19 protein-coding genes are annotated in these 25202 nt (G+C 70.1%); 5 read left to right on the plus strand and 14 right to left on the minus strand.

The window, feature by feature from the left end; all coding sequences use genetic code 11:
• Positions 1–31: 31 nt before the first annotated feature.
• A complete protein-coding gene (locus ACFVAE_RS09030; RefSeq protein WP_378890758.1) occupies positions 32–1828 on the minus strand; it encodes a beta-galactosidase family protein in 1797 nt (598 codons plus the stop codon).
• A 98-nt stretch (positions 1829–1926) separates the two neighbouring features.
• On the opposite strand from ACFVAE_RS09030, the gene ACFVAE_RS09035 reads away from it, so the two are divergent.
• Positions 1927–2952 (plus strand): LacI family DNA-binding transcriptional regulator, encoded by a 1026-nt coding sequence (locus tag ACFVAE_RS09035; protein WP_378890760.1) that lies wholly within the window; start codon positions 1927–1929, stop codon positions 2950–2952.
• A 77-nt stretch (positions 2953–3029) separates the two neighbouring features.
• On the opposite strand, the gene ACFVAE_RS09040 is transcribed toward ACFVAE_RS09035, so the two are convergent.
• Entirely contained in the window at positions 3030–6893 is a 3864-nt protein-coding gene (locus ACFVAE_RS09040; protein WP_378890762.1) for an endo-alpha-N-acetylgalactosaminidase family protein, read from the minus strand.
• A 347-nt stretch (positions 6894–7240) separates the two neighbouring features.
• Between ACFVAE_RS09040 and ACFVAE_RS09045 the strand changes: the two genes are divergently transcribed.
• Both ACFVAE_RS09045 and ACFVAE_RS09050 read left to right on the plus strand, forming a co-directional pair.
• The gene (locus ACFVAE_RS09045; protein WP_378890764.1) at positions 7241–10429 is read left to right on the plus strand and encodes a glycoside hydrolase N-terminal domain-containing protein; all 3189 of its coding nucleotides are present in this window, start codon (positions 7241–7243) and stop codon (positions 10427–10429) included.
• Positions 10430–10586: 157 nt separating this feature from the next.
• Positions 10587–11624: an aromatic acid exporter family protein gene (locus ACFVAE_RS09050; protein WP_378890766.1), complete on the plus strand. Its 1038-nt coding sequence runs from the start codon at positions 10587–10589 to the stop codon at positions 11622–11624.
• 91 nt (positions 11625–11715) lie between these two features.
• Here ACFVAE_RS09050 and ACFVAE_RS09055 read toward each other — a convergent pair whose 3' ends face one another.
• Entirely contained in the window at positions 11716–12366 is a 651-nt protein-coding gene (locus tag ACFVAE_RS09055) for a TetR/AcrR family transcriptional regulator (RefSeq protein ID WP_378890769.1), read from the minus strand.
• Between the two features lie 70 nt (positions 12367–12436).
• Here ACFVAE_RS09055 and ACFVAE_RS09060 point away from each other — a divergent pair, with 70 nt between their 5' ends.
• The gene (locus tag ACFVAE_RS09060) at positions 12437–13255 is read left to right on the plus strand and encodes an SDR family NAD(P)-dependent oxidoreductase (protein ID WP_378890771.1); all 819 of its coding nucleotides are present in this window, start codon (positions 12437–12439) and stop codon (positions 13253–13255) included.
• A gap of 122 nt (positions 13256–13377) precedes the next feature.
• Here the strand turns inward: ACFVAE_RS09060 and ACFVAE_RS09065 are convergent, their stop codons facing one another.
• The 7 genes from ACFVAE_RS09065 to ACFVAE_RS09095 all read right to left on the minus strand — a co-directional run bounded on the left by ACFVAE_RS09065 (position 13378) and on the right by ACFVAE_RS09095 (position 20631).
• Positions 13378–14925, minus strand: a complete 1548-nt coding sequence (locus tag ACFVAE_RS09065; protein WP_378890773.1) for a hydantoinase/oxoprolinase N-terminal domain-containing protein — start codon at positions 14923–14925, stop codon at positions 13378–13380.
• Complete coding sequence (locus ACFVAE_RS09070) at positions 14922–16055, minus strand: DUF917 domain-containing protein (protein WP_378890775.1); 1134 nt, start codon at positions 16053–16055, stop codon at positions 14922–14924. Before ACFVAE_RS09070 ends, ACFVAE_RS09065 begins: the two co-directional genes overlap by 4 nt.
• Complete coding sequence (locus tag ACFVAE_RS09075) at positions 16052–17383, minus strand: cytosine permease (RefSeq protein WP_378890777.1); 1332 nt, start codon at positions 17381–17383, stop codon at positions 16052–16054. Before ACFVAE_RS09075 ends, ACFVAE_RS09070 begins: the two co-directional genes overlap by 4 nt.
• Before the next feature lie 28 nt (positions 17384–17411).
• The gene (locus ACFVAE_RS09080; RefSeq protein ID WP_378890779.1) at positions 17412–18155 is read right to left on the minus strand and encodes an aspartate/glutamate racemase family protein; all 744 of its coding nucleotides are present in this window, start codon (positions 18153–18155) and stop codon (positions 17412–17414) included.
• Complete coding sequence (locus ACFVAE_RS09085; RefSeq protein WP_378890781.1) at positions 18155–18925, minus strand: aspartate/glutamate racemase family protein; 771 nt, start codon at positions 18923–18925, stop codon at positions 18155–18157. Before ACFVAE_RS09085 ends, ACFVAE_RS09080 begins: the two co-directional genes overlap by 1 nt.
• Positions 18926–18970: 45 nt before the next feature.
• The gene (locus ACFVAE_RS09090) at positions 18971–19549 is read right to left on the minus strand and encodes a TetR/AcrR family transcriptional regulator (protein WP_378890783.1); all 579 of its coding nucleotides are present in this window, start codon (positions 19547–19549) and stop codon (positions 18971–18973) included.
• A gap of 77 nt (positions 19550–19626) precedes the next feature.
• Entirely contained in the window at positions 19627–20631 is a 1005-nt protein-coding gene (locus tag ACFVAE_RS09095; protein ID WP_378890785.1) for a diguanylate cyclase, read from the minus strand.
• A gap of 74 nt (positions 20632–20705) precedes the next feature.
• Here ACFVAE_RS09095 and ACFVAE_RS09100 point away from each other — a divergent pair, with 74 nt between their 5' ends.
• Entirely contained in the window at positions 20706–21458 is a 753-nt protein-coding gene (locus ACFVAE_RS09100) for an EAL domain-containing protein (RefSeq protein WP_378890787.1), read from the plus strand.
• On the opposite strand, the gene ACFVAE_RS09105 is transcribed toward ACFVAE_RS09100, so the two are convergent.
• The 4 genes from ACFVAE_RS09105 to ACFVAE_RS09120 all read right to left on the minus strand — a co-directional run bounded on the left by ACFVAE_RS09105 (position 21420) and on the right by ACFVAE_RS09120 (position 25180).
• Positions 21420–21635 (minus strand): hypothetical protein, encoded by a 216-nt coding sequence (locus ACFVAE_RS09105; RefSeq protein WP_378890789.1) that lies wholly within the window; start codon positions 21633–21635, stop codon positions 21420–21422. The two genes, ACFVAE_RS09100 and ACFVAE_RS09105, sit on opposite strands and share 39 nt — an antisense overlap.
• A complete protein-coding gene (locus ACFVAE_RS09110; RefSeq protein WP_378890791.1) occupies positions 21632–23062 on the minus strand; it encodes a glycosyltransferase in 1431 nt (476 codons plus the stop codon). The genes ACFVAE_RS09105 and ACFVAE_RS09110 overlap by 4 nt, the downstream gene beginning before the upstream one ends.
• A gap of 97 nt (positions 23063–23159) precedes the next feature.
• Positions 23160–24791 (minus strand): SulP family inorganic anion transporter, encoded by a 1632-nt coding sequence (locus tag ACFVAE_RS09115; protein WP_378890794.1) that lies wholly within the window; start codon positions 24789–24791, stop codon positions 23160–23162.
• Entirely contained in the window at positions 24788–25180 is a 393-nt protein-coding gene (locus tag ACFVAE_RS09120) for an ArsR/SmtB family transcription factor (RefSeq protein ID WP_378890796.1), read from the minus strand. Before ACFVAE_RS09120 ends, ACFVAE_RS09115 begins: the two co-directional genes overlap by 4 nt.
• Between the last annotated feature and the right edge of the window lie 22 nt (positions 25181–25202).

A 25202-nucleotide genomic window follows, 5' to 3' on the forward strand; every position in this document is an offset into this window, starting at 1 on the left:
CGGACGGCCCGAGCCCACGGGTGCCGCGGCGCTACGCGCCGATGAACTCCTCGGATGCGCCGAAGTCGGGCTGCTCGCGGATCTCGACCGAAGCCCCGAGGCGGTCCGTGTCGAGCACGACGATCTCGTTGCGCCCCTCGCGCCACAGCGGGCCGGGCGCGTAGAGCGTGACCTGCGGGCCGCGCTCCCAGTACCGGCCGAGCAGGAAGCCGTTCAGCCAGACCATGCCCTTCGCCCCGCCGGGGAAGGCGAGCCAGGCGTCGGCCGGGTCGCTGACGTCGAAGGTCGCGGTGGCGGCGCCGTCGGGGCGACCTTCGTCTCGCGGAGCGGATCCTGAGCGAGCGAAGCGAGACGAAGGGCGCTCAGGAGCCGGGGCGGGGGACGGAGCCGACTGAGGCACGACCCGGTGCTCCCAGCCGTGCGCGTACCGGCGGCCGATGAGCACGCCGCCGAGGATGCCCTTGTGCTGCCCGGTGTACGCGCCGTAGTTGATGCGACCGAGGCTCTCCACGACGATCGTCAGCGCGCCGGAACCGCCCTCGGCGGGAAGCGCGAGCGACTGCTCGCCGTCGTGCTCGATGGTGCCGAGCCGCTCGCCGTCGAGGAACACCGTCGCGCGGTCGTGCAGCTCGAGCAGGGTCAGCGTCGACGACGCCGGGAAGCTCACATCGGACGAGTACGCGACCAGCCCGTCCTCGGCGCCGAGCTCCTCGAAGCTCAGCGGCTGGGCCGCGGCGGCGACGACCGGCTGGGCGCGCACCACGTCGAGCAGCGACGCCACCGGCTCGAGCGCAGCGGATGCCGCGGGCTGCCGCTTCGGAGCATCCGGGACCGGCGGCAGCGGCGAAGAGTGGAACGGCGCGAACGCCGCGCGCAGCGCGTGGAACTTGTCGTTCACGCTGCCGTCCTCGCCGATCGGGGCATCGGAGTCGTAGGACGTGATCGTCGGCTGGATGACGCCGTCATGGTTGGCGCCGGCCCACAGGCCGAAGTTCGTGCCGCCGTGCGCCATGTAGATGCTGACGGATCCGCCCTCGTCGAGCAGCTCCTGCACGGTGCCGATCATGCTGGCGGCGGAGCGCACGTGGTGCTGCTCGCCCCAGTGGTCGAACCAACCGCCCCAGAGCTCGCTGCACATCAGGTGGTGATCGTCGCGGCGCAGTCGCACGGCCTCCTGCACTCCTGTGCCGAAGGTGAAGGTGCCCATGGCGCCGTCGACGCTGCCGTTACGGACCATGTCGGGCAGGGTGCCGTCAGCGGTGGTGAGCATCTCGACCATGCCGCGCGAGCGCAGTCCGTCGCGCAGGTGCGTCAGATATGCGGCATCCGATCCGAAGGAACCGTACTCGTTCTCGACCTGGATGAGTCGGATCGGGCCGCCATGCGCGGCCTGCAGCGGCTCGAGCTGCGGCAGCAGAGCGTCGTACCAGGCGTCGACGGCGGCGAGGAACCCGGCATCCGAGGTGCGCAGCGCGCGCACCCGGCCGGACAGCCAGAACGGGATGCCGCCGTTCGACCACTCCGCGCAGATGTAGGGGCTGGGGCGCACGAACACGTCCAGCCCGACCTCACCGGCGATGCGGATGAACCGGGCGACGTCGCGCCAGCCGGTGAAGTCGTACTCGCCCTCGACGCGCTCGTGGAAGTTCCACGCGACGTAGGTGTCGACGGTGTTCGCTCCCATCGCCGCGAGGCGGCGCAGGCGGTCCTCCCACTGGTCGGGATGGACGCGGAAGTAGTGCACGGCGCCCGACAGGATGCGGTGCGGTTCTCCGTCGCGGAGGATCTGGCCGTCGCGCCAGGTGAGCGAGGGTGCGGAACTGGTCAAGACGTCTCCCCGTTGCCAATCATGTTTGCGTTCACATCATCGCACACGTTTCGAGGAGAACCCCCGGAATCAAAGGGACGGGGCGCTACCATTGCCCCATGTCGCCCCGCCGCCCCACCGCCGACCGCGCACCCAACCAGATCGACGTCGCGCGCGTCGCCGGTGTCAGCGCCCAGACCGTCTCGCGCGTGCTCTCCGGCCAGCAGAACGTCCGCCCCGAGACCGCGCAGCGCGTGCACGCGGCCGTCGAGTCACTGGGCTACCGCATCCATGCCGCCGCGGCGTCGCTGGCCTCGGGCCGCACCCGCATCCTCGGCATGATCCTCGTCTCGACCGACCGGTACTCGTCGGCCGCTCTCGCCGCCGGCGTCGAGCAGGCCGCCGCCGCGAACGGCTACACGGTGACGATGGCGGCGGTTCCCGACCACGCATCGCCGGCGGCGTTCATCGACGCGTTCGACCGGCTCGAGCGGCAGGGCGCCGAAGGCATCGTGCTCGGCGTGCCGGTCGAGCTCGACTCCCCCGCCATGCGGATGCGCACCGAGCGCACCCCGTCCACGCGCACCGAGCGCACCACGCTCGACCTGGACGCCCCGCTCATCGTCGACCAGCACGCGATCGCCCGGCTGGCGGTCGAGCATCTGCTCGACCTCGGGCACCGCACCGTGTGGCACGTGCCCGCCGACGACTACTGGCTCGAGTCCCGCCAGCGCCGCGAGACGTGGGAGCAGGTGCTCACCGAGCGCGGCATCACGCCCCCGCCGGTGATCCCCGGCGACTGGACGCCCGAGTCGGGCTATCGCGCCGGGCGCACGATCGCCGCGATCCCGGATGCCACCGCCGTGTTCGTATCCAGCGACGAGATGGCGTTCGGGCTGATCCGCGCCCTGCACGAGGCAGGGCGGCGGGTGCCCGAGGACGTCTCGGTGGTCAGCGTCGACGACATCGCGCTGGCCGCGTTCGCCTCGCCCGCCCTGACGACCGTGCGGCAGCCCTTCGAAGGCATGGGCCGTGCCGCGGCGCAGCGCCTGATCGCGCACATCGAGGGCCGCCCCGAAGAGGCGGCCGACGACCTGCATCCCGAGCTCGTGATCCGCTCGTCGTCTGCCGCGCCGCGCGCGTGACGCGCATGACGTGAAGGAGCGGATGCCGCTTCCGCAGCATCCGCTCCCCGGGTTTCACCTGCCCTGCCGGGCCACCGTCATGATGCGCAGGTGAACTTCGCGTCGGCCCAGTCGGCGTGATCGTTGCCGTTGCCGTCGCCGCCGTCACCGACGACGAGCTCGACGAACTGGCCACCGGTCACGTCGGCCGTGAGGTCGAACGTCTCGCTGGTCGGCTTCATCAGCGGGGAGGTGACGACCGTCCTGCCGTCGACCTTCACCGAGAACACGACCGATCCGCGGGAGGGCTGGGCGTCGTCGACGCCGACCTTCGCGGTGAAGGCGGTGCAGTTGCCGCCGAGGAAGTACTTCACGTTGCTCGGTGCGTGCGCACCGAGACCCTTCGCGAAGACCACCCCGTTGAGCGTCAGCGGCTTGCCGTCGCCCTCGCCCTGCTCACCGTTGGACAGGTCGCGCTCGACCGGACCCCAGCCGTTGCTGGAGGTCACCCAGTCGTGGTCGCTGGCGAAGACCGTCTTCGTCGGCGGGGCCGGAAGGGTCTTCACCGTGACCGTGCCCGATGCGGAGCGCGGTCCGACCGGCTCGACGGTGGTGTTGTACGCACCCTTCACGGTGATGTCGAACGAGCCGTCGGCCTCGGTCGGGGCGTACAGGTTCCACTTCGTGGTGAGGGTGCCCTTGGCGGGCAGCGTCGCCGCCGTCGCCGGGGTCACGGCCTCGGCCGTCCAGCCCTCGGGAAGGCCGAGCGTGACGGCGACATCCGAGATCGGGGCGCCCTCGTCCGAGGTGAAGGTGGTCGTGAACGGCGTGGCCTTGCCCTGCTGGATCACGTCCGCACCGAGCTTTCCGCTGACCTGCGCGCAGGCGGGGATCGCGTCGGAGGCACCCAGGTCCTCGACCAGGAAGTCGTCCAGGATCATGTCCGCGCTGCCGCCACCGGTGCGCTCGAGGCCCACGAAGGTGTCGCCGCAGGCGCTGGCGTCGATGACCTGCTCGAAACGCGTGGTCTCATGCACGGCGCCGATCGGAGTGCGCTGCGTGACCCGGGGACCGTTCGCCGAGTCGTACCCGGTGACCCAGGCGTACTCGCCGGCGCTCGTCGACTGGTGGTCGAACGACACCTTGTAGCGGTGCCCCGCCTGGAACGGCACGGAGTACTCGGACGTGCGGTACACGATTCCGGAGTTCTCGTCATGCGCCATCAGCGAGTACTCGCCGTTCAGGATGTTGTCGATCAGGCGACCGTTCCATCCCTTCTGCGTGTAATCGTTGCGCTTGGCGATGTGCGTGCGCGGGTCGGTGCTGCCACCGGCCGCGCCCTTGTAGAACGGCCCCCATCCGGCATCCACGTCCTCGAAGTCCTCGCGGGCGATGACGCCGTCACCGAGCTTCGGAGCGGCCGCCTTGATGATCCGCACGTCGTCGATGCGAACGACGGCGTCTCCGGCCCCGGCGCTGAACATCAGCGTGGGGCGGGTCCCGTCGGCGGGCACCGTGAACGGCACCTTCAGGCGCTGCATGGTGGTGCCGTGCCACTCGTCGGCGGCCACGTAGTTCTGCGCGTTCGACGAGTCGATCGCGATCCCGGCATCCGTGCCTCCGGGCACCTGCACGCCGAGCTTCACGTCGCGGGTCTTGTTCTTGTCGATGCCGACCCACGCGCTCGCGGTGTACTCGCCGGCGGGCAGCTCGCCGAGCCGCTGGCTGAGGGATGCCTCGCCTGCGCCGATCTTCGCCGAGCGACGGCCGAGGCCGTCGCGCTCGATCGTGACCTCACCGGTCGGGTTCCAGGCGGCGAGTGTCGTCTCGTTGAAGCCGGGATCGACCACCGGGGTGCTCTCGCCGAAGCGGACCTTCTTCGGCAGGCTGCTGCCGGCATCCGCCTTCTTGCCCGCGGTGAGCACGTACGGCTGGCCGGCCTTGGCGTCGATCGTGACCTTGCCGTCCACGACCGGGACGTCGGCGACCTTGGTGCGGCCGCCGTCGCCGAGCTCGAACAGCTGCATGGTGGCGTTGCCCGCGAACTCCTTCGTGAGGGTCCACGTGGTGCTGCCGCCGGCGGGGTTGTAGTGGTACAGCTTGTCGATCTTGCCGCCGTCCTTCGAGGCCCACGGCAGCAGGTAGTTCGCGCCGTGCAGCACCTCGGTGCCGTCGACCGTGATCGACCGGCTCGCCGCATCCGTGCCGGTGACCCGGACGCCGTCCTTGAGGTCGATCGCCTCATCGGTCCAGCGGGTGATCTCGTGGTGCTGCAGGAACTTGGCCGGAACGTTCGCGGTCCACACGTTCTTCAGGAACCCGTTGAAGTCGTTCTGGTTGGTCCAGCCCTCGAACTCGACGATGTGGCTGGTGCCGAGCCGCGGGTCGGGGTTCCAGACGTCGGCCTCGGTGTTGTTCACGAAGCGCAGGATCTTCGAGTTGATGCCCTTGTTCGTCGAGCCGCCGTAGCTCTCGTCGTTGGCCCAGTGCGACCAGGTGTTGTTGGCCGGCAGCTTGTCGGCCCACTCCGAGCCGACACGGAAGCCGTGGTCGATCAACGACTCCTGGATCTTCTTCGCCAGCCATCCGTACTGGTAGTAGACGTCGACGTAGACGAAGTCGAGGTTGTCGTTCGTGGCGTCGGCGAGCTCGCCGATGCGCTTGTCGAGGCTGCCCGAGTTCGTGTCGAAGCGCTGGTCGATGTAGTACGACTGGTCGAGCCAGTTCCAGCCCTTCGACTTCGGGTTCATGATGTCGTCGCTGAACGAGTTCGCCTCGGGGTAGATCTCGGTGGCATTGATGTGCACGCCGAAGGAGGCGTTCCACTTCTTGCCCGCCTCGAGCGCGTCGTTGAGCTCGTCCAGACCGCCGGCGCGCTCGTTGAAGTTGTCGCCGTAGTCGGTGTTGGCCGAGTCGTGACCCTCGCTGGTGTAGCCCTTCAGCATCGCGACCTGGCCGAGTCCGTCGGTGTTCAGCGCGATGCGCTTGACGTCGTCGAGGGTGCGCAGGAACGGATGCGTCGCCTGCGAGGCGAAGTTGAACGGGATGTGGGTGACCACGTTGTCGGGGGTCTGGTCGCCCTTGAACGGGGCGATGCGCAGGTCGCGCAGCGCGGTCGCGCCGTCCTGCCAGTCGACGGTGCCGTCGCCGTTGGCGTCGGGGGTGATGGCGACCTTGACCCAGGGCAGCTCCTCGGGCTCGGGCGCGCCCTTGGCCCGGTACAGCCACTGGCCGCTCGAGATGCCGACCTCGACGTTCTCGCCGTCCTTGACGGCCTGGCGCCAGAAGTTGCCGCCGTCCTTGTTCGCCGGACCGCTGGACTCGTCGTACATGGCGTTGGTCGTGAACGCGGCGGCGAGCTGCCCGGTGTTCGCGATGACGGTGTTGGAAGCCACCGGCGACGCGTTGAGCGGGGTCTGCGGCGTGACAGGGATGAACGTGTCGCCCGAGACCGCGCGGTCGACCGAGAGGTTCGCCGCAGCGACTGCCGAGCCGGCATCGGCCGACGAGACGGTCACCAGGTTCTGACCAGGGATCCGCAGGGTCGCGACCTTCTTGTCGGGATCCTGGATGTCGGTGAACTTCAGCGTGACGACGTTCTTCTTCACGCTGAGTCGCGCGGTCAGGAGCACGCCGTCGAGCGCGGTCGGCGTGAGCCGGTACTCGACCGTGCTGTCGTCGATCTTGGTGGATGCCACGGACACGGGCTGCGCTGTGCCGTTGATCTCGATCGAGGTCAGTGCGCTGTCGTTGCCGCGCATGGTCGCGCCACTCGCGCGGTCGATGTACTGCACGACCTGCGGGAAGGCGCTGGAGGCGCGCACCTCGAGCACGCCGGTGCGCAGCACCACCTGTCCGTCGTCCGCCGCCAAAGCGGGAGCGGTGCTGAAGGCCGAGAGGCCGGCCGCGACGACCGCACAGGTCAGGCCCACCCCCGCCCAGCGTCTCTGCGTTGTCTTCACCCTGGTTCTCCTTCGAATCGGCGTTCGGTCACGATGATCGCAGAGAATGTTTGCGGAAACAAGCCCTGTTTCATGTTCATGTCCCTGCGAAATCCGGAGACGATTCACCGAATCCGGCGACTCTTGTCGAGCGCAAACACGCCCGGGGCGTGAAACCGCGCCTGACCTGGGGCGCACTCGCGAATCACCCGAGATGCATCGGATGATTGACGGCCGTTGGTTTGCGGTTCTGTCGAATCCTCTGGCTCGAAAGCCCTAGACATCGGATGAATGCATGCGTAAGAATGCCCAGAGCGCCCCTCGGGTGCGCCCCTCACTCCCCGATCGATGAAGCTCCGGAGGCATCCGTGCTCGACATCCCCCTCTCCCGCCGCCAGGCGCTCCAGGTCGGCGGTTTCGCCGCGCTGGCCGCCATGGCCCCGACGTTCCTGACCGCGCGACCGGCATCCGCCGCGATGGGCGCGCCGCACTCTGCGGCATCCGTCGCCGGGTCGCTCGCCCGTCCGCGGCTCTCCCCGTACGCGCTCTGGTACGGCACACCCGCCGCCGACTGGGAGTCGCAGGCCCTGCCGATCGGCAACGCCCGGCTCGGCGCGAAGCTGTTCGGCGACCCCGTGGCCGACGTCGTGCAGTTCAACGAGCAGAGCATGTGGGGCGGCGTCAACGACTACGACAATGCCCTCGCCGGCCAGGGCGACGGCGCCTACGACACCTCGGTGACCGGGTTCGGGTCGTACCGCGACTTCGGCACCGTGACCGTCTCGTTCGGCGGCCGCACGGCCGTGACCTCGCCCGGCGGGCCCTACAAGACCTCGGGCTCCGAGGGCGTCGACCGGAGCTATGACGGCGACTCCCGCACCAAGTGGTGCATCGACGGCCCGCCCGCGCAGGTGATCTGGCAGGCCGAACTGGCGTCGGCGGCCGAGGTCGCCTCGTATTCGCTGACCAGCGCGAACGACGTCCCCGACCGCGACCCGCAGCAGTGGACTTTCCAGGGCTCGGCGGACGGTGCGTCCTGGACGACACTGGACTCCCGCACCGGAGCGCCCTTCGAGAGCAGGTTCCAGACCAAGAGCTACACCGTGGCGGCACCGGGGTCGTACCGGTTCTACCGCTTCGTGTTCGTGCCGAAGGCCGGGGTGAGCCACTTCCAGCTCTCCGAGATCGGCCTGGCGGGCGTCGCCCTCACGGGCGGCGACGGCTGGTACGTCTCCTCGCCGAGCGGTCACGCCGACTCGCTGCTCGGCAGCGTCGACGGCGACGCGGGCACGGTGTGGCAGATCGATGACACCGGGTCCGGCGCCGCCTGGCAGATCGAGTCCGCCGCGAAGCGGGCCTTCACCGGATACACCGTCACCTCGGCGGCCGACGCCGGGCACGACCCGCGCGACTGGACGGTCGCGGGCTCCGACGACGGCCTCACCTGGACCACGCTGCATCAGGCGACCGGCGAGACCTTCGCCGAGCGGGGGCAGACCCGCACCTTCGCGTTCGCGAACACCAAGGCCTACGCCCTGTACCGCATCCTCTTCACGGGCCCCGCGGCGTTCCGTGTCGCGGGCATCGCGTTCACCGCCGGGACGTTCAGCACCGCGGGCGCCCGCACGGTCGTCGACTACCGCCGCGCGCTCGACATCGCCGACGGCACCTACAGCACGCACTTCGCGACGAAGGAGGGCACCGTGCTGCGCGAGGCGTTCGCCTCCCGCGACTCCGACGTGATCGTGCTGCGGTACTCGACCGACCGCAAGGGCGGGCTGAGCGCCGACATCGGCATGAGCTCGGCGCAGGAGGCGAAGACCACGGCGGATGCCGCGAAGCGGCGCCTCTCGTTCTCGGGGACGATGGCCAACGACCTGAGCCATGCCGCCGTGCTGCAGATCGCCGACACCGACGGCGAGGTCGCCGCCGCGGGCAACGGCCTGCGCATCACCGGGGCGACCACGATCACCCTGCTGCTCGACGCGCGCACCGACTATCTGATGGATGCCGCGAAGGGATGGCGCGGAGCCGCGCCGCTGCCCGGGATCGAGAAGGCCCTGTCCGCGGCATCCGCCCGCTCCTTCGACGACCTGCGCGCGGCGCACGTCGAGCAGGTGTCCGCATTGATGAAGCGGGCATCCGTCGACTGGGGGCGCACGGGGGATGCCGTGCTCTCGATGCCCACGCAGCGCCGGCTGGCTCGCTACGCGAAGGGCGAGTCCGACCCGACGCTCGAGCAGACCATGTACGCCTACGGGCGGTACCTGCTGCTGAGCTCGTCGAAGCCGGGCGGACTCCCGGCCAACCTGCAGGGGCTGTGGAACAACAGCAACCAGCCGGCCTGGGCCAGCGACTACCACACGAACATCAACATCCAGATGAACTACTGGGGTGCCGAGACCACCGATCTGCCCGAGGCGCACGAGGCGCTCGCGGCGTTCATCGAGCAGGTTGCCGTGCCCAGCCGCGTCGCGACCCGCAACGCCTTCGGCGACGTGCGCGGGTGGACGGCACGCACCTCGCAGAGCATCTTCGGCGGCAACTCGTGGGAGTGGAACACCGTCGCCAGCGCCTGGTACGCGCAGCACCTCTACGAGCACTGGGCGTTCACGCAGGACAAGCGCTACCTGCGCGACCACGCCTACCCGCTGATCAAGGAGATCTGCCAGTTCTGGGAGGACCGCCTGAAGGAGCTCCCCGACGGCACCCTGGTGTCACCGGACGGCTGGTCGCCCGAGCACGGTCCTCGCGAGGACGGCGTGATGTACGACCAGCAGATCATCTGGGACCTGTTCCAGAACTGCATCGACTGCGCCGAGGCCCTCGAGGTCGACGAGGACTACCGCGCGAAGATCGCCGACATGCAGTCCCGGCTCGCACCGAACAAGATCGGCAAGTGGGGGCAGCTGCAGGAGTGGCAGGCCGACCGCGACGACCCGAACGACATCCACCGGCACACCTCGCACCTGTTCGCCGTGTACCCGGGACGCCAGATCACGACGGATGACGCGGACCTCGCCGCGGCGGCACTGGTGTCGCTGAAGGCGCGCTGCGGCGAGAAGGAGGGCGTGCCCTTCACCGCCGCGAGCGTCTCGGGCGACAGCCGTCGCTCCTGGACCTGGCCGTGGCGCACCGCCCTGTTCGCCCGTCTCGGCGAGGCGGAGCGCGCGGGCATCATGGTGCGCGGCCTGCTCACCTACAACACGCTGCAGAACCTGTGGGCGAACCACCCGCCGTTCCAGCTGGACGGCAACTTCGGCATCACGGGCGCGATCGCCGAGATGCTGCTGCAGAGCCACGACGGTGCGATCCGGCTGCTTCCCGCCGTGCCGGCCTCGTGGGGCGAGAAGGGCTCGTTCCGGGGCCTGCGCGCCCGCGGCGGATACTCCGTCGACTGCGAGTGGCGCGACGGCAAGGTGGTCTCCTACGACGTGGTCGCCGACCGCGCGTCGAACATGGCCAACGTCGTGGTCGTCGTCAACGGCAAGCGCCGCAAGGTGAAGCCCGCGAACCCCAAGGCAGGCAAGCCGATGCGCGACCTCGGCCCGGCCTGAGTCGCGCTCGCAGAGAGACACTTCGGGGGCCGACACGCCACATGTCGGACCGATCCTGGGATTCGGTCCTGCATCTGGCGTGTCGGCCCCCGATCCGTGCACCGCCTGCACGGTCCGGCGCACGGCCCCGCGGCGCGTCGCGAGTACCGTTGTCGGCATGCGCATCACCGCCGCGATCCGCTCCGCGAAGCGCGCTCCCCTGCTGCAGGTGATCAAGTCCGCCGTCGCGACGATCGTCGCGTGGCTGCTCGCGGGCTGGCTGATCCCCGGCCCGCTGCCGATCTTCGCGGCGATCGCCGCCCTGCTGGTCGTGCAGCCGAGCGTCAATCAGTCGCTGTCGAAGGCGCTGGAGCGCAGTGTCGGAGTGATCGCGGGCGTCGTGATCGCGGTGCTGCTGACCCTGCTGCTCGGACCGCAGAGCTGGGTGGTGCTCGCCGCGGTCGTGGTGGCACTGGCGATCGCCTGGGCGCTGCGCGCCTCACCGGGCACGGGCAACCAGGTGGCGATCTCGGCGGTGCTCGTGCTGGCGCTCGGCTCCTCGAACCCCGACTACGCGCTGGATCGCATCCTCGAGACGCTGATCGGCGCCGCGGTCGGCTTCGTCGTGAACGTCTTCATCGTGCCGCCGGTGCTCAGCGGCCCTGCCCGGCAGGACGTCGGGATGCTCGGCCGCGAGGTAGCGGCGAGCCTCGACCGACTGGCCGCAGCGCTGCCCGTGACGCGCACGCCCGCGCAGCGGCAGGAGCTCATGCTCGAAGTGCGGCTGCTGCGGCCCATGAAGGATGCCGCCGAGGCATCCGTGAAGGCCGCCGAGGAGTCGCTCGCGCTGAACCCGCGCGGGTCCTCGCACCGCGAGGAGCTGCGGCAGGTGCGCGCCCTGCTCGACACGGTCTCGCCGATCGTCACGCAGGTGATCGGCATGACCCGGGCGTACTTCGATCACTACGAGGACTCACTGTCATCCGACCCGACAGTGCGCGCGATCGCCGAGCAGCTGCGCCGCGCCGGTCACGACGTGCGCCTGGCGGTGCAGGACGCGGATGCCGCGCCCGAGCCCGCCGACCTGACCACGGCGATCCCGGCTCTGACCACTCCGCTCGTGGTGCGCGCACCGGCATCCGATCACTGGATCCTGGTCGGCTCGCTGATGGAGGATCTGCGCCGCATCCACGGCGAGCTCGCCGGCGAGGCGTAGGACCGCGGCACGGCACCCGGCCGCAGCGACCACTTCGGCGGTCGACCGAGGGCGGGCACCCCGCGGCAGACGTCAGGCCCCTGCGACGGCGTCAGTTCGCGCCGCGGAGCACGGCGTCGACGGCGTAGCGCAGCTCGGCGCGCACGTCGGTGACGTCCTGCTGCTCGGCGCCGGCGAGCCGCGGGAAGCGCTCGGCGACCGCCTCGCCGAGCCATTCCGGCGGCGGGGTGCCGTTCGTGCTGCGCTCGAGCGTCGCGTAGGTGCGGATGAGGCTGTCCAGAAGCATCGCGAGGCGCAGCGCGTCGACCGGCGCCTCGTCGGCGATCGCCTCGAGCAGCGCGTCGATCCATGCGTAGGCGCGCGGCTGGGTGGGCATGCCGGTCGGCTTCACGTCGCTGAGCCAGGGATGCTGGGCATACCTGTCCGCGAGCAGTTCGGTCCAGGCCCGGCAGCGGTCCTGCCAGCCGTCGCCCTCGATGGCGGGCGGGTCGCCGACCGCCGAGTCGACCATCAGCTCGATGAGCGTGGCCTTGGCGTCGACGTAGCGGTACAGCCCGGTCGTGGTCATGTCGAGGCGGGCGGCGACGCGGGCGAGCGAGATGGCGTCGAGGCCGATCTCGTCGGCGAGCTCGACGGCCGCCGCGGCGACCTCGGCGAGAGTCCAGCGCGCCTTCGGGCCCTTCGCGGCGGGCGGTTCGATCCCCCAGAGCTGACGAAGTGCGCGATCCCCTTGACTGTGCATGACGTTCACTGTAACGTCTTCGTTCAGTGAACGTAGTTCACAGTAAGACTTTCCGATCAAGGAGCAGATCATGACGAACTTCCTCATCACCGGCGCATCCTCCGGCATCGGCGCGCGCGTCGCCGCGATACTCGCCGCCCAGGGCCACAACGTCGTGGGCGCCGCACGCAGCACCGCGGCGATCGCCGAGATCCACGGGGTCATCCCGGTGCCGCTCGACCTCACCGACGACGCGGCCATCGCCGAGTCGGTCGCGCTGGCCACGGCCGAGATCGGCCCGATCGACGTTCTGATCAACTGCGCCGGTTACGGGGAGTTCGGCAGCGTCGAGGAGACCTCGCTCGAGGACGCCCGGGCCCAGCTCGAAGTCAACGTCGTCGGCGCCGTCGGCATGATCCAGGCCGTGCTGCCGGGCATGCGCGACGCCGGCCACGGACGCATCGTGAACGTCTCGTCGCTCGCCGGCGAGTTCGCCGCACCCCTGGGCGGCTGGTACCACGCATCCAAGTTCGCCCTGGAGGCGATCTCCGACTCGCTGCGCGGCGAGGTCGGTCAGTTCGGCATCGACGTCACGCTCGTGCAGCCCAGTTACGTGGCCACAGACTGGCACGACACCGCCATGGACCGCCTGGAGCAGACGTCCGGCCGAGGCCCGTACGCGGCCATGACCGCCGCGATGCGAACGTACTTCGCCAGCCCGGCGCTGGCCAAGCAGACGTCGAGCGTGGATGCCGTCGCCGAGCTGATCGTGAAGGCCGCGACCGTCACGCGCCCGAAGACCCGCTACCGGATCGGTCCCGGTGCAGGCATCGCCGTCGCCCTCGCCACCGTGCTGCCCGACCGCACCTTCGACGCGATGACCCGCAAGCAGTTCGGCTACGCCGCCTGAGCCGCCGGCACGCCCCGGCCCTGGTTACGAAACGGGGCCGACACGCCAGATGTCGGACGGATCCTGGGATCCTGTCCCTCATCTGGTGTGTCGGCCCCCGATCTGTGCCGCGCTCTCTCGGGTCAGGCCGCGAGGCGGCCCACGGCGCGGGCGCGGATCAGCACCTGCTGCCCGTCGGAGTATGCGGCCGGCAGCTCCTCTACGGCGACGACCTCGATCGACGTCGGGTCGGCGCCGGCCAGACGGGCGCGCTCGACGGCGTCCTGCGAGGCGTCGGCGCGGGCGGCCCGCCGGCCCTGCTCGGTGCCGTCGACCCGGTAGATCTTCTCGACCTGCCCCGCGACGTCGCCCAGGGCGGCGCCCACCGCGTTGGCCGCTCCGAAGTGGTCGGGCTTGATGAGCTCGCTCACGCCGTCGAGCGAGGCCGGCGCGATGATGCCGCCGCCGCCCACGAGGATCACGGGCACCGGCGCGGCGCTCGGCTTCATCCGGTCGACGCTGTCCTCCAGCAGGGCGCGGATGCCGGCCCAGGCCGCCTCGGCGACCGCCTCGTCCACGGACGGAGCGTCGACCCCTTCGATGCTCGCCGCACCGATGCGCAGCGCGATATCGGTGGCCGTCAGCGTGCCGCCGCCGAAGGCGAGGCCCTCCTGCGGCAGCCGGTAGCCGACGCTGTCCGGACCGATCCGTGCGCCCGCATCGCGCACGATCGTGCCGCCGCCGAGCCCCACCGACAGCACGTCGGGCATCCGGAAGTTCGTGCGGATGCCGCCGATCTCCACCGCGTGCGCCGACTGCCGCGGGAAGCCGTCGGTGAGCACGCCGATGTCGGTGGTCGTGCCGCCGATGTCGACCACGAGAGCGTCAGTCGCACCGGAGAGGTGCGCCGCGCCGCGGATAGAGTTCGTCGGGCCGCACCCGATCGTCAACACCGGGAACTCCAGTGCGTACTCGAGCTGCATGAGCGTGCCATCGTTCTGCCCGAAGTACGGCGTCGCCGGGATGCCGCGGTCGCGAAGCGCGGCCACGAACCCGGAGGCCATCCGGGTGAGCGTGCGCATGAGCGCGGCGTTCAGCACGGTGGCGTTCTCGCGCTCGAGCAGGCCGAGCGACCCGATCCGCGCCGAGCGCGACACCGGCACCCCGAGCTCGGAGGCGACGATCTCCGCGACGCGCTCCTCCTGGCTCTCGTCGATCGGCGAGAACACGCCGACGACGGCGACCGCGTCGACCTCGCCCCGCATCCGCTCGCAGGCGGCGCGCACGGCGTCCTCGTCCAGGGCCGAAAGGGTGCGCCCGTCGACCTCGAAGCCGCCGTCGAGCACGTACGCGTGCTCGCCGATCGCCTGCCGAAGGTCGGACGGCCAGCCCTCCAGCGGCGGCACCGCGGTGGTCGCCGGCGCACCGAGGCGCAGGATGCCGACGCGACCGAGACCCCGTCGCTCGACGATCGCGTTCGTGCAGTGCGTGGTGCCGAGCATCGCGTGCGAGACGAGCGCCGGGTCGACGCCCGACGCCTCGAGCACCGCGTCGATCGCGTCGGCGACCCCGTCGCCGGTGTCGGCCGTGGTGGGCCGCTTGACGGATGCCACGACCGCGAGCTCCTCGTCGAGGACGACGGCGTCGGTGTTCGTGCCGCCGACATCGATGCCGATCCGATAACCGCTCATCGGGCGGCCTCCATCCTCTGCGCGGCCAGCTCTTCGACCGGCATCCACTCCACGTCGTATCCGAAGTGCGCGGGCCCTGCGGTCTCCAGCCCCATCGGGGTGCGCCACTTGTCGTGGCAGGGGATCGCGATCACCGCGACCCGTGCGCCGTAGCGCACGGCGTCGGTGGTCATCGGCATGCCGGTCGCGAGATCGAGTACGGCGATGAGGTCGGGCGTCACCGCCGCGACCTCGCCGTCCCGGCGGGCGAGCAGCATCTCGTTCTGGAAGTCGAGGCGGAAGGATGCTCCGCGGTCGGCGCCGATGCCGTCGAGCTCGGCGGCACCGCGGGTGAACCCGCCATCCACCTCGCGCTGCAGGTCGCGCACCTTTCCGTCGAACAGCCGGTGCGCGCCGAGGTCCGAGCACAGCGCATCGATGCGCTCGTCGTCGCGGAGTTCTCGGCCCGCGGCGTCGCGGCCGCGCAGGATCGCGCCGATCCTCTTCGCGAGGGTGAGCGTGCCGGGGATCGCGCACTCGCGCGCGACGGCCCCGCCGTAGGCGTAGTCGATCATGGTCGCGCCGCCGCCCATCTCGACGGTGACCGCGCGGGCCAGCCGCTCGGACCACTCGCCGTTCACCGGACGGCTGATCACCTCGTTGCCGAAGTGGTCGACGAGCACGGTGGTGCCCGGTCCGTAGCCGGCGAGGTGGAACGTGACCATCTGCGCCTCGGGGAAGGCGCGGCCCATCGCGTCGCCGTCGACCACCGGGAGTCCGGCGAGCGCCGCGGCGGCGATCGGGATCATCGAGTTGCCGCCGCCGACCTCGATCGGCATCACTGCGGTGGGCTTCCGGCCGGTGCCGCGCTCGATCGCCTCGAGGGCGGCGAGCAGCTCCGACTCGGCCATGATGCGCTCCACGCTCACCGACGGTGCGCCGATGCCGCCGACCGGCACGACGAAGTCGTCGTCGGTGAGCTCGTCGACAGCGAGCATCCGCACCGGGCCGTGCAGGCGGATGAGGCGCTTCGCGATCAGCGATCCGACGTGCGGGTCGCCGCCACCGCCGGTGCCGAGCACGGCCGCGCCGAGCGCGATCTCGTCGATGTCGGCCTCGGTGATGACGGCCTCGGTGATGACGGCGCTCATGCGTTCACCTCGTTCGCGGGCGTCTCGGCAGCGGCATCCGTCGGCGCGACCGAGCCGATCAGACGCCGCACGCCGAGCAGCAGCAGATACACGACGAAGCCGACGATCAGGCCGTCCAGCGCCGAGATCGTGGTGAGTGTGAACCAGCCGAAGCCGGGGCCGTCCTTCGGGCTCGTGGTGCCGAAAGCCACCAGCACGCCGACCGCCCAGGCGAGGATCGACCAGACATCCACGGTGGGCACGGCGGCGCCGTGCGCCCAGCGCGCGGTGCGCCGGCCGGTGAAGAAGGATGCCAGGTACACGCCGCCGTACGGGGCGATCAGGGTGCCGATCACGAGGATGAACGAGACGAAGACGTCGGCGGCGCCGATCACGCCGACGACGATGCCGATCACGGCGAGGACGGCGGTGACGGTGCGGCGGCCGAGCTTCGCCGAGATCGACGAGAACGCGAGCCCCGCCGAGTAGAGGTTGGTGGTGTTGGTGGTCCACTGCGCGAGGATCAGCACGACCACGGCGACCCCGCCCATGCCGAGCGTGAAGTACATCGTCATCAGCTCGGTCTGGTTGAGCACTCGGGCCAGCAGGATCGCCACGATGAGGATGATGGAGTTGCCGAAGAAGAAGCCCACGAAGCCGGCGGCCATGGCCTGCTTGGGGGTCTTCGCCCAGCGGGCCATGTCGGGCGAGAGCACCACGCCCAGGATGAAGATGCCCATCACCAGCGACACCGCGCCGCCGAAGGTGAAGGTCGCGTCGACCGGGGCATCCAGTCCGGCGGTGCCGTGCGTGACGAACGCGACGACCACTCCGACGACCAGCAGCAGGAGCAGCAGCGGCACGGCCAGCGAGCTCAGCCGGTTGATCGAGCGATACCCCCAGAACGCCGTGATCGCCATCAGCACGCCGCCGATCGCATTGAAGATCTGCACGGGCACGTCGATGCCGGTGAACTCGGTGAATGCGATCTGCGCGTTCTGGCCGAAGAATCCGGTCTGCACGGCGAACCAGCCCACCAGGCTGATGGTGATGGCGATCGCGAGCACGGATCCGCCGATCTTGCCGAACACCGCACGGGAGATCATCGCGGTGGACAGGCCGGTGGAAGCGCCCACATAGGTGCAGGCCATCGCGAGCAGCCCGAGCAGCAGCGATCCGAGCATCGTGGCCCAGATCGCATCCCAGAACGCCATGCCGGAGGCGAGTTCGATGCCGAGGAAGGCGCCGGAGAGGTCGATGCCGATGGCGATCCAGACGGCGGCGATGGACAGCCAGCCCTTGCGCTGGTCCTGTGGCACGACGCCGTGCTCGTAGTCGGTGGTTTCCATGTGTATGTCCTTGCGGTGGGGAGATGTCTCAGGGGCGGGTGGGAATCTCGGGCCAGGCGCTCGTGGCGCCGGCCCGTCGGGAGTAGGTGACGCGGCTGGAGCGCAGGCCCATCGAGACGGTGGTCTCGAGCAGGCGCGTGGCCGCGGCGGACGGGTCGATGACGGGCACGTCGATGCCCTCGTCGGCGAGCAGACGCTGCACCTGGGTCGCCTGACCCGCGAGTCCCGTGCAGCCGAGCACGATCGCCTCGGCATGGTCGAGCTGCACGGCCTGACGGGCGCGCAGCACCATGACGTCGAAGGTGCGATCGGGGTCGTCCTCGAGCTCGAGCACGGGGATGTCGAGGGAACGGACGGATGCCAGTCGCTGCTCGACGCCGAACCGGCGTGCCTGCTCGATCATCAGGGTGCGGTGGTGCTCGGCGACCGAGATCACCGAGAAGGCGTGCCCGAGCGTCGCCGCCAGGTGCATGGATGCCTCGCACGGGCCGAGCACGGGGATGCCGACCACCTCGCGCGCGGCCTGCACACCGGGGTCGAGCATGCAGTCCACGGCGATCGCGTCGCAGCCCTCGGCCTCGGCCTCACGGGCCGCGAGCAGCACCCAGGGAGTGACGAGCGCCTCGTCGCGGCGGCTCTCGATCGACGGCGTTCCGGCCGGGATGGTCGCGATGCTCACGCGGGTGCCGGGCGAGGCAGCGGCTTCGAAGAGCGCGAGGGTGTCGGGCACCCAGGAGGTGGTCGTGGTGGGGTTGATCACGCGCAGGTGCATCAGCCGGCCCTCCTCGCGAGACGCAGTTCCTGGTCGGGCCAGCTGATCTCCTTCTGCGCGGGTGCCGGGTAGCCGACGCCGCTGTGCGAGACGCCGAGCCGCACCAGCGTCAGCGCGTGGTGCAGGGCGGCGGCGAGCGGGTCGATCACCGGCACGTCGACGCCCGCCGTGGCAAGGCGTGCGGCGACGGCCTCCGTGCGGCCGCTGAGCATCGTGCAGCCCGCGATGATCGCGGCCGCACCGTCCTGCAGGATCGCGGCGAGCGCAGCATCCGAGAACAGCGCGAGTGTCGCCTCTTCGTCGTCGTGCAGGCCGAGCGGCGGGACGCCGAGCGCGCGGACCGAGGCGCAGCGGTGCTCGAGACGGTTGCGCTCGACGAGTTCGCGGACGACCGGGACGTCCTCGGCGAGGGTCGTGACGATCGCGAAGCGGTCGGCGAGGGTGAGCGCCAGGTGCATGCTCGCCTGCGCCGGCCCGACCACGGGGATCCGGACCAGTTCTCTGGCCGCATCCAGCCCGGGGTCGTCCATGCAGTCGATCACGATCGCGTGGGCGCCCGCTTCCTCCGCACGGATGGCCGCGTCGAGGATGCCGGGAACGGCGAAGGCATCGTCCCAGCGGCTCTCGATCGAGGAGGTGCCGGCGGAGAGGCTGCGGTACTCGATGACGGCACCGGGGACGTCGAGTGCGGGGTCGAGCTGCTGCTCGCCCAGCACGACCGGCGCGATGACCGTGATGAGCACCGGTTCGGAGGGGTCGGGTTGGGGCATGGCGCGTGCTTTCGGGCGCCCACCGGGCCGCGAGGTGCGGCGGGGTCAGGCGGAGAGAATGGTGGACAGGTGCCGCCACGCGTCTTCGAAGCGCGCGCGGTAGACGTCCGGGGAGTAGTGCGTGAGCTGGAGGAAGAGACCCTCCATGATCACGAACACCAGCGCGGTGAAGCCCTCGGGGTCGCCGGGCGCGAACGCTCCGGCGGAGACGCCGTCGTCGTAGGCGCGGCGCACGGCGGACGCGAGGTTCGTCTCGGAGGTCAGGAAGATCTCGCGGAGCGTCTCGCCCGTCGGTCCGTACTCGGCCACAGCGGCGCGAAGGCTGAACTCGGCGAGCTCCGAGCGGTCGTGGTAGTACGCCTCGATGCCGCCGAGGAGGTGCCGCAGTCGGGGCAGCGGCTCCAGGTCGGTGCTGGTGCGCACGAGCTCATCGAAGAAGGCGGTGTGATCCACGATGACCTCGGCATAGACCGCCTCGTACAGCGCTTCCTTGCTGGGGAAGTGCGCGTACAGGGAGGGCGTCTTGATTCCGACGGCCTCGGCGATCTCGCGAAGACTGGCCTCGGCGTACCCCTTGCGCGCGAAGACCGTGCGGGCTTCGGCGAGGATGCGTGCTTTGGTCATGTCTTCCTAACGATCATTAGTTAGGCAGAGGTTAGCCGCAGAAGCCCGCTCGTGCAACCGGAGGGCCGAGTGACTGGTCAGCCGCGTTTGTCGCGATACATCGCGCGGTCGGCGCGGGCGAGGACGCTGTCGACCGTGTCCGCGCTCTCCAGTTGAGCGATGCCCCATGACCAGGGATGACTCGCGTACTCGCGCAGGCGCAGCATGAGCGAGCGCGCCTGCTGGGCGTCCGTGTCCGGAAGCAGCATGGCGAACTCGTCCCCGCCGAGGCGCCCGACGATGTCGGTGCTGCGCGACAGCGACATCCACTGCGAAGAGACCGATCTGAGGATGTAGTCGCCTGCGGCGTGGCCGGCCTCGTCGTTGACTGCCTTGAACTTGTCGAGATCGAGCACGGCGACGCTCAGCGGAATGCCGCGCCGCTTCGCGCGACGCATCTCCATCTGCGTCTTCGCGAGGAAGCCTCGCCGGTTCAGCGCGCCGGTCAGCTCGTCGGAGTACGACTCCAGCCTCACGCGATGACGCATGAAGATGCCCGCCTCCAGGCACATCCAGCTGAACAGCGCCGCACCGATGAGGTTGACCGGGCCGAACAGTCCGTCGTCGCCGATGAACGGGCCGTACACGGCGGCGGCTCCCCCGCACACGAGGATCACCAGCATAACGATCCGCACGGTTCTGGCCGGATAGAACCAGGAGAAGTACATCGCCATGACCGGCAGCTCCTGCAGGGCGGCGATCGCATTCTGCCGCTCGTCCGAGAATCCGAGGTAGTACACGGACACGAGCGCCTGGGCGATGACCATCACGATGCCCACCCACTGCGGCAGAGAGATGCCGAACGCCACGACGATCAGGAAGACCGCGATGCACACCAGCGTCGTTCCCGCTGAGAGGAGCTGCTCGAACAGGGTCAGGTCGTTCTCGAACAGTTCGAACACGCCGAGGAGACCGAAGTAGAGCAGCAGCGCCGAGGTGACGACCGCGTAGGTCGAGGTGCGCTCACGGGCGGACTTCAGCCATGCGAATCGCAGCCAGCGGAGTTCCTCAGCATCCTCCGCGCGGATGTCCTGAACGACCATGTGGCGCCCCCCGTCACTGTCCGGCGTTCGTCCGACCAGGTTACGGCTTCCGGCTCTCGCCGATACAGTGAATCGTGGTCAAGACCGGTCCCGAGGAGAAGGCAGAGGTTCTCGCCGCCTTCCGCGGCGCGCGGACTGTGTTCCAGCCCATCGTCGACCTGCACGCCTGGCGGATCAGCGGCTTCGAAGCGCTGGCGCGCTTCGCGGACGGTGCTCCGCCTCCTGTCTGGTTGGCGCGGGCCGATGCGGTCGGTGCGCGCGAACAGATGGAGATCGTGCTGATCGAGTCGGCGATCCGCGCCGCGGAGGTGCTTCCCGCCGGACTCTCGGTGGCATACAACGCCTCGGGCGGCACGATGCTGCGCCCCGAGCTGCACGCCCTGTTCACCGGTCACGACCGCCCGTGGGGCCTCGAGCTGGAGGAGCGCAGGACCACGGCCAACCTCCGCAAGGTGCGCGCGACGGTCACCCGGCTCGGCGGCACCCTGTACGTCGACGATGCCGGCGCGGCCAGCGCGGATGAGACACGGGTGGCGACGCTGCGCCCGGACGTCGTGAAGATCGACAGGGATCTGTTCTGGCGGATCATCGAAGCCAACGAGCAGCCGCTGATGCTGCTCGGGGGACTCTTCGCGACGGCGCGCGCGACCGGCGCGAAGGTCCTCGTCGAAGGGGTCTCGGATGCCCCACGGCTCGACCTCGCGCGCGCGCTCGGCGCCGACTACGCGCAGGGCTACTACGTCGGCGTCCCCACCCCTCCCGAGGAGATCCCCGCGCTTCTGGCCGAGCTACACCGGCGCATCGGGGTGGATGCTCCGGGTCTCTGATCTGCGGCTCGCACCGGTATGACTCCGGCGCAGGTTCACCTTGGGCAGGATCTTGATGATGCCGAGCACGACGTAGATCAGGGTGTTGATCGCGACGAAGGTCGCCAGCACGCTGAACCAGTCGCTGTACAGCAGCGACTCCGGCAGCAGGATGCCGGTGTGCGCACCCCCGGTCATGCCGCCACCTCCTTCGTCGCGCCGTGGTCGACGTGCTTCCACGTCGCGCTCCGCCCGAACGCGATCTCGAACACGCCCTTGAGGAACGCCAGGTTCAGGAAGCAGTCGTAGACGAGCTCCGGGAACACCAGTGCGGCGATCACTCTGGCTCGCGGTCCGCCGTGCCACGCCGTGATCACCCGCTCGATCGAGAACAGCACGCCGATGCCGAGCCAGAACGGGAACCACACCCAGGTGTCCATCGCGAGGATCATGAGCAGCAGCAGCGCGAAGTAGCTGAACAGCGCGAGCACGCCGTAGCCGATCGCGATCTGCTGCGACCAGTACCGCAGCGTCTGGGGCGTGAGGCCGTAGGCGCCGAGGTTCTCGAGTGCGCCGCGCTGCCAGCGCAGGCGCTGCGCCCACAGCATCCGCCAGGTGGGCATCAGCTCGGTGACGACCGTGCACGCGGTGGGTGAGATGGTGAGCGCTCCGAGCGACTTGAGGGCGATCGTGAGCTCGTTGTCCTCGGTGAGCGCGAAGGTGTCGTACACCTCGCCCCTGCGGCCTGGCAGCTCGCTGCCGCGCGCATCCGCGACGGCGCGCAGAGCTGCCGCGCGGAACACGGACGCAGTCCCGGTGAGCACGAAGACGCGTCCGCGGCGGCGCCGGATCTCGCGCTGGTAGCGGATGTACTCGTTGCGCTGGAACTGGCCGAGCAGGCCGTGCCCTTCCTCGCCCTCGAAGAGTCCTCCGACGGCCATCAGGGCGCGATCATCGGTGAAACGGCGTACCGCCTCGGCGAGGAAATCGTCGCCGATCTGGCTGTCGGCGTCCATCACCATCACGGTGTCGTTGTCACCGAGCTCCGGAAGCAGGCCCTCCAGGGCCTGGTTGAGCGCGCCGCCCTTCTTGTGCGTGTTGCCGACCGTCTCGAATACGGTGGCGCCGTGCGCCTTCGCCACCTCGACGGTGCGGTCAGTGCAGTTGTCGGCCACCACGAGCACCCGGTCGGGCGGGGTGCTCTGCTGCTGAAGTGAGAGCAGTGTCGCCGGCAGCGACGCCTCCTCGTTGTGCGCCGGGATCAGCACCGTCACCGTCACTTCGCCGGCGAAAGCACCGCGGGTTCGTTCCATCACCGCACGCGGCGCGAGTGGGAGTTTCGTGACCTCGATGCCGGCCCGGCGGTAGCGGCTCGCGACGACGCGTTCGCTCACCACGACGAAGAGCACGAGCAGCAGAGCCACGCCCAGCGCGACGGCCAGCACGCCGAGATTGGGCAGCTCCGCGCTGTAGAGCACCTGCCACACTCCGGCCAGCGTCGTGTGCACCGGATCCCAGAGAGAGGGAGGATCGGTCACCGCGATGCCCCACCACAGCAGCCCTGCGGCCAGCAGCACGATGATGATCACCGCCAGCCCGACCGTACGCTGAAAGAACCTGTTCACGACACCCTCCCTGTCGTGCGCTCGCATGCTCATCCCCGCCTGCAACGATGCCACGCCGACGGGGAGACGGCCAACTGCGCGCCGCCGCGTCGGCCTTTCAGACGCGCCCCGCGGCGCCGGCGATGTGGGTGCGGGCGTGCGCGGCGGCCGCGGGCAGATCCTCGAAGAGATGGTTCTGGTGCCGAAGGGATGCCAGCACGCCGACCCGCTCCGCCACTCGCAGGTGCTGCGGCTGGATCCCCTTCACCAGCACGGTGATCCCGCGCCGTTCCAGCGACACGATCATGTCCGTGATCACCTGGGCACCGGTGGCGTCGAGGATCTGCAGCTGCGACATCCGGATCACGACGACCTCGATGCCCTGCAGGGTGCTCACGCGTTCCAGCATCCGCTCAGCCGCACCGAAGAACAGGGCACCCTCGAGGCGGAACACGGCGATGCGCTCGTCGCCCGGCTGCGCAGCGCCGGGCAGTTCCTCGCGGTGCACGCCGCTGGCCTTCGCCAGCTGGCGCAGCGCGAAGAACCCGGCCGCGAGCAGCCCGATCAACACGGCGTAGATGAGGTCGACGCTCACGGTCACGATCGCCGTGATGATGAAGACGACGGCATCCGACCTGGTCGACCCCATCACTGCACGCACCGTGGACGGCGCGATCATGCGGCACGAGGTGACCATCAGCACGCCCGCCAGGGCGGCGAGCGGGATGTGCGAGACGACGGATGCCCCGACGAACACGATCAGGAGCAGCAGCAGCGCGTGCACGATGGCGGCCACCCGGGTGCGCGCGCCCGCGCGGATGCTGACCGCGGTGCGCGCGATGGCGCCGGTGGCCGGCATCCCGCCGAACAGCCCGGAGGCGATGGATGCCAGCCCCTGGCCGACCAGCTCGCGGTCGGCGTCGTAGGGGCCGGTGTGGGAGATGCTCGCGGCGACGCGGGCAGCCAGCAGCGATTCGATGGCGGCGAGCGCCGCGACGGCGAGCGCGGGGCCCAGCAGCGAGCCCGTGTGCGAGAAGTCGGGCAGCGTCGGAGCGGGCAGCCCCGACGGCAGCTCGCCGATCACGTCGACGGGCAGACCGAGCACTGCGGCGAGGAACCCTGTGGCGACGATCGCCAGCAGCGAGCCGGGGAACTTCGGCGCGACCTTCACCGAGACGAGCATGATCGCGACGACGATCGCGACCAGCAGCAGCGACCAGCCGAGCTTCGGCCAGCTCACCGTCATCAGGGACTGGACCGCGGCGACCGCGGCGTTCGTGCTCTCGCCCGGCTTCGTGCCGGTGGCGGTCGGCACCTGCTGCAGGAAGATGATCACCGCGATGCCGAGCGTGAACCCCTCGATCACCGGCCACGGGATGTAGCTGATCGTGCGGCCGAGTCGGAGGATGCCTGCGAGCAGCACCATCACGCCGGCGAGCAGGCAGATCAGCGCGAGCGCACCGGTCCCCTGCGACGCCATGATCGGCGCCAGCACGACCACCATCGCGCCGGTCGGGCCGGACACCTGCACGTTCGAGCCGCCGAAGATCGCGGCCACGATGCCCGCGATGATGGCGGTGACGAGACCGCTCTCGGCGCCCGCTCCCGAGCTGACGCCGAACGCGAGCGCGAGCGGCAGCGCGACGATGCCGACCGTGACGCCGGCGAGCAGGTCGCCGCGCCAGGTGCGCGGCACCGCGCGGTAGTCGGCGCGCGAGGGCAGCAGCGCGAGGAATCCCCGGAGGTTCATGACGCGCGGGCTCCCGCGAGATCGGACGCCGCGGCATCCGGGATCTCGGGCAGCGCCTCGGCACCGGCGAACTCCTGCTGCGCGGTCTGCACGATCTCGCCGAGCAGCGCGCGGGCGACGCGCAGCAGGTCGGCGACCTGCGGGTAGGCGAGCCGGTAGTAGACCAGGCTGCCGCGGCGCTCGGACACGACGAGGCGATTGCGGCGCAGCACGGCGAGGTGCTGCGAGACGTGCGATGCCTCGAGTCCGGTGTCGTCGAGCAGCTCCGAGACGGATGCCTCGGGCGCGGCCGAGAGCGCCTCGAGGATGCGGATGCGGATCGGGTGCGCGAGGCCCTTGAACAGGCCGGCCTTCACCTCGTACAGCGGACGGGTCGGGTCGCTCAGCATCGACGCACCTCCTGAAATGATG

It is taken from the genome of Microbacterium sp. NPDC057659, assembly GCF_042799915.1.
GTDB lineage: Bacteria > Actinomycetota > Actinomycetes > Actinomycetales > Microbacteriaceae > Microbacterium.

Bases quoted from the DNA above. Each gene is read 5' to 3' on its own strand.
- ACFVAE_RS09035 (WP_378890760.1), top strand. From the start codon at position 1,927: ATGTCGCCCCGCCGCCCCACCGCCGACCGCGCACCCAACCAGATCGAC.
- ACFVAE_RS09050 (WP_378890766.1), top strand. From the start codon at position 10,587: ATGCGCATCACCGCCGCGATCCGCTCCGCGAAGCGCGCTCCCCTGCTG.
- ACFVAE_RS09055 (WP_378890769.1), bottom strand. From the start codon at position 12,366: ATGCACAGTCAAGGGGATCGCGCACTTCGTCAGCTCTGGGGGATCGAA.
- ACFVAE_RS09060 (WP_378890771.1), top strand. From the start codon at position 12,437: ATGACGAACTTCCTCATCACCGGCGCATCCTCCGGCATCGGCGCGCGC.
- ACFVAE_RS09065 (WP_378890773.1), bottom strand. From the start codon at position 14,925: ATGAGCGGTTATCGGATCGGCATCGATGTCGGCGGCACGAACACCGAC.
- ACFVAE_RS09070 (WP_378890775.1), bottom strand. From the start codon at position 16,055: ATGAGCGCCGTCATCACCGAGGCCGTCATCACCGAGGCCGACATCGAC.
- ACFVAE_RS09075 (WP_378890777.1), bottom strand. From the start codon at position 17,383: ATGGAAACCACCGACTACGAGCACGGCGTCGTGCCACAGGACCAGCGC.
- ACFVAE_RS09080 (WP_378890779.1), bottom strand. From the start codon at position 18,155: ATGCACCTGCGCGTGATCAACCCCACCACGACCACCTCCTGGGTGCCC.
- ACFVAE_RS09085 (WP_378890781.1), bottom strand. From the start codon at position 18,925: ATGCCCCAACCCGACCCCTCCGAACCGGTGCTCATCACGGTCATCGCG.
- ACFVAE_RS09090 (WP_378890783.1), bottom strand. From the start codon at position 19,549: ATGACCAAAGCACGCATCCTCGCCGAAGCCCGCACGGTCTTCGCGCGC.
- ACFVAE_RS09095 (WP_378890785.1), bottom strand. From the start codon at position 20,631: ATGGTCGTTCAGGACATCCGCGCGGAGGATGCTGAGGAACTCCGCTGG.
- ACFVAE_RS09105 (WP_378890789.1), bottom strand. From the start codon at position 21,635: ATGACCGGGGGTGCGCACACCGGCATCCTGCTGCCGGAGTCGCTGCTG.
- ACFVAE_RS09115 (WP_378890794.1), bottom strand. From the start codon at position 24,791: ATGAACCTCCGGGGATTCCTCGCGCTGCTGCCCTCGCGCGCCGACTAC.
- ACFVAE_RS09120 (WP_378890796.1), bottom strand. From the start codon at position 25,180: ATGCTGAGCGACCCGACCCGTCCGCTGTACGAGGTGAAGGCCGGCCTG.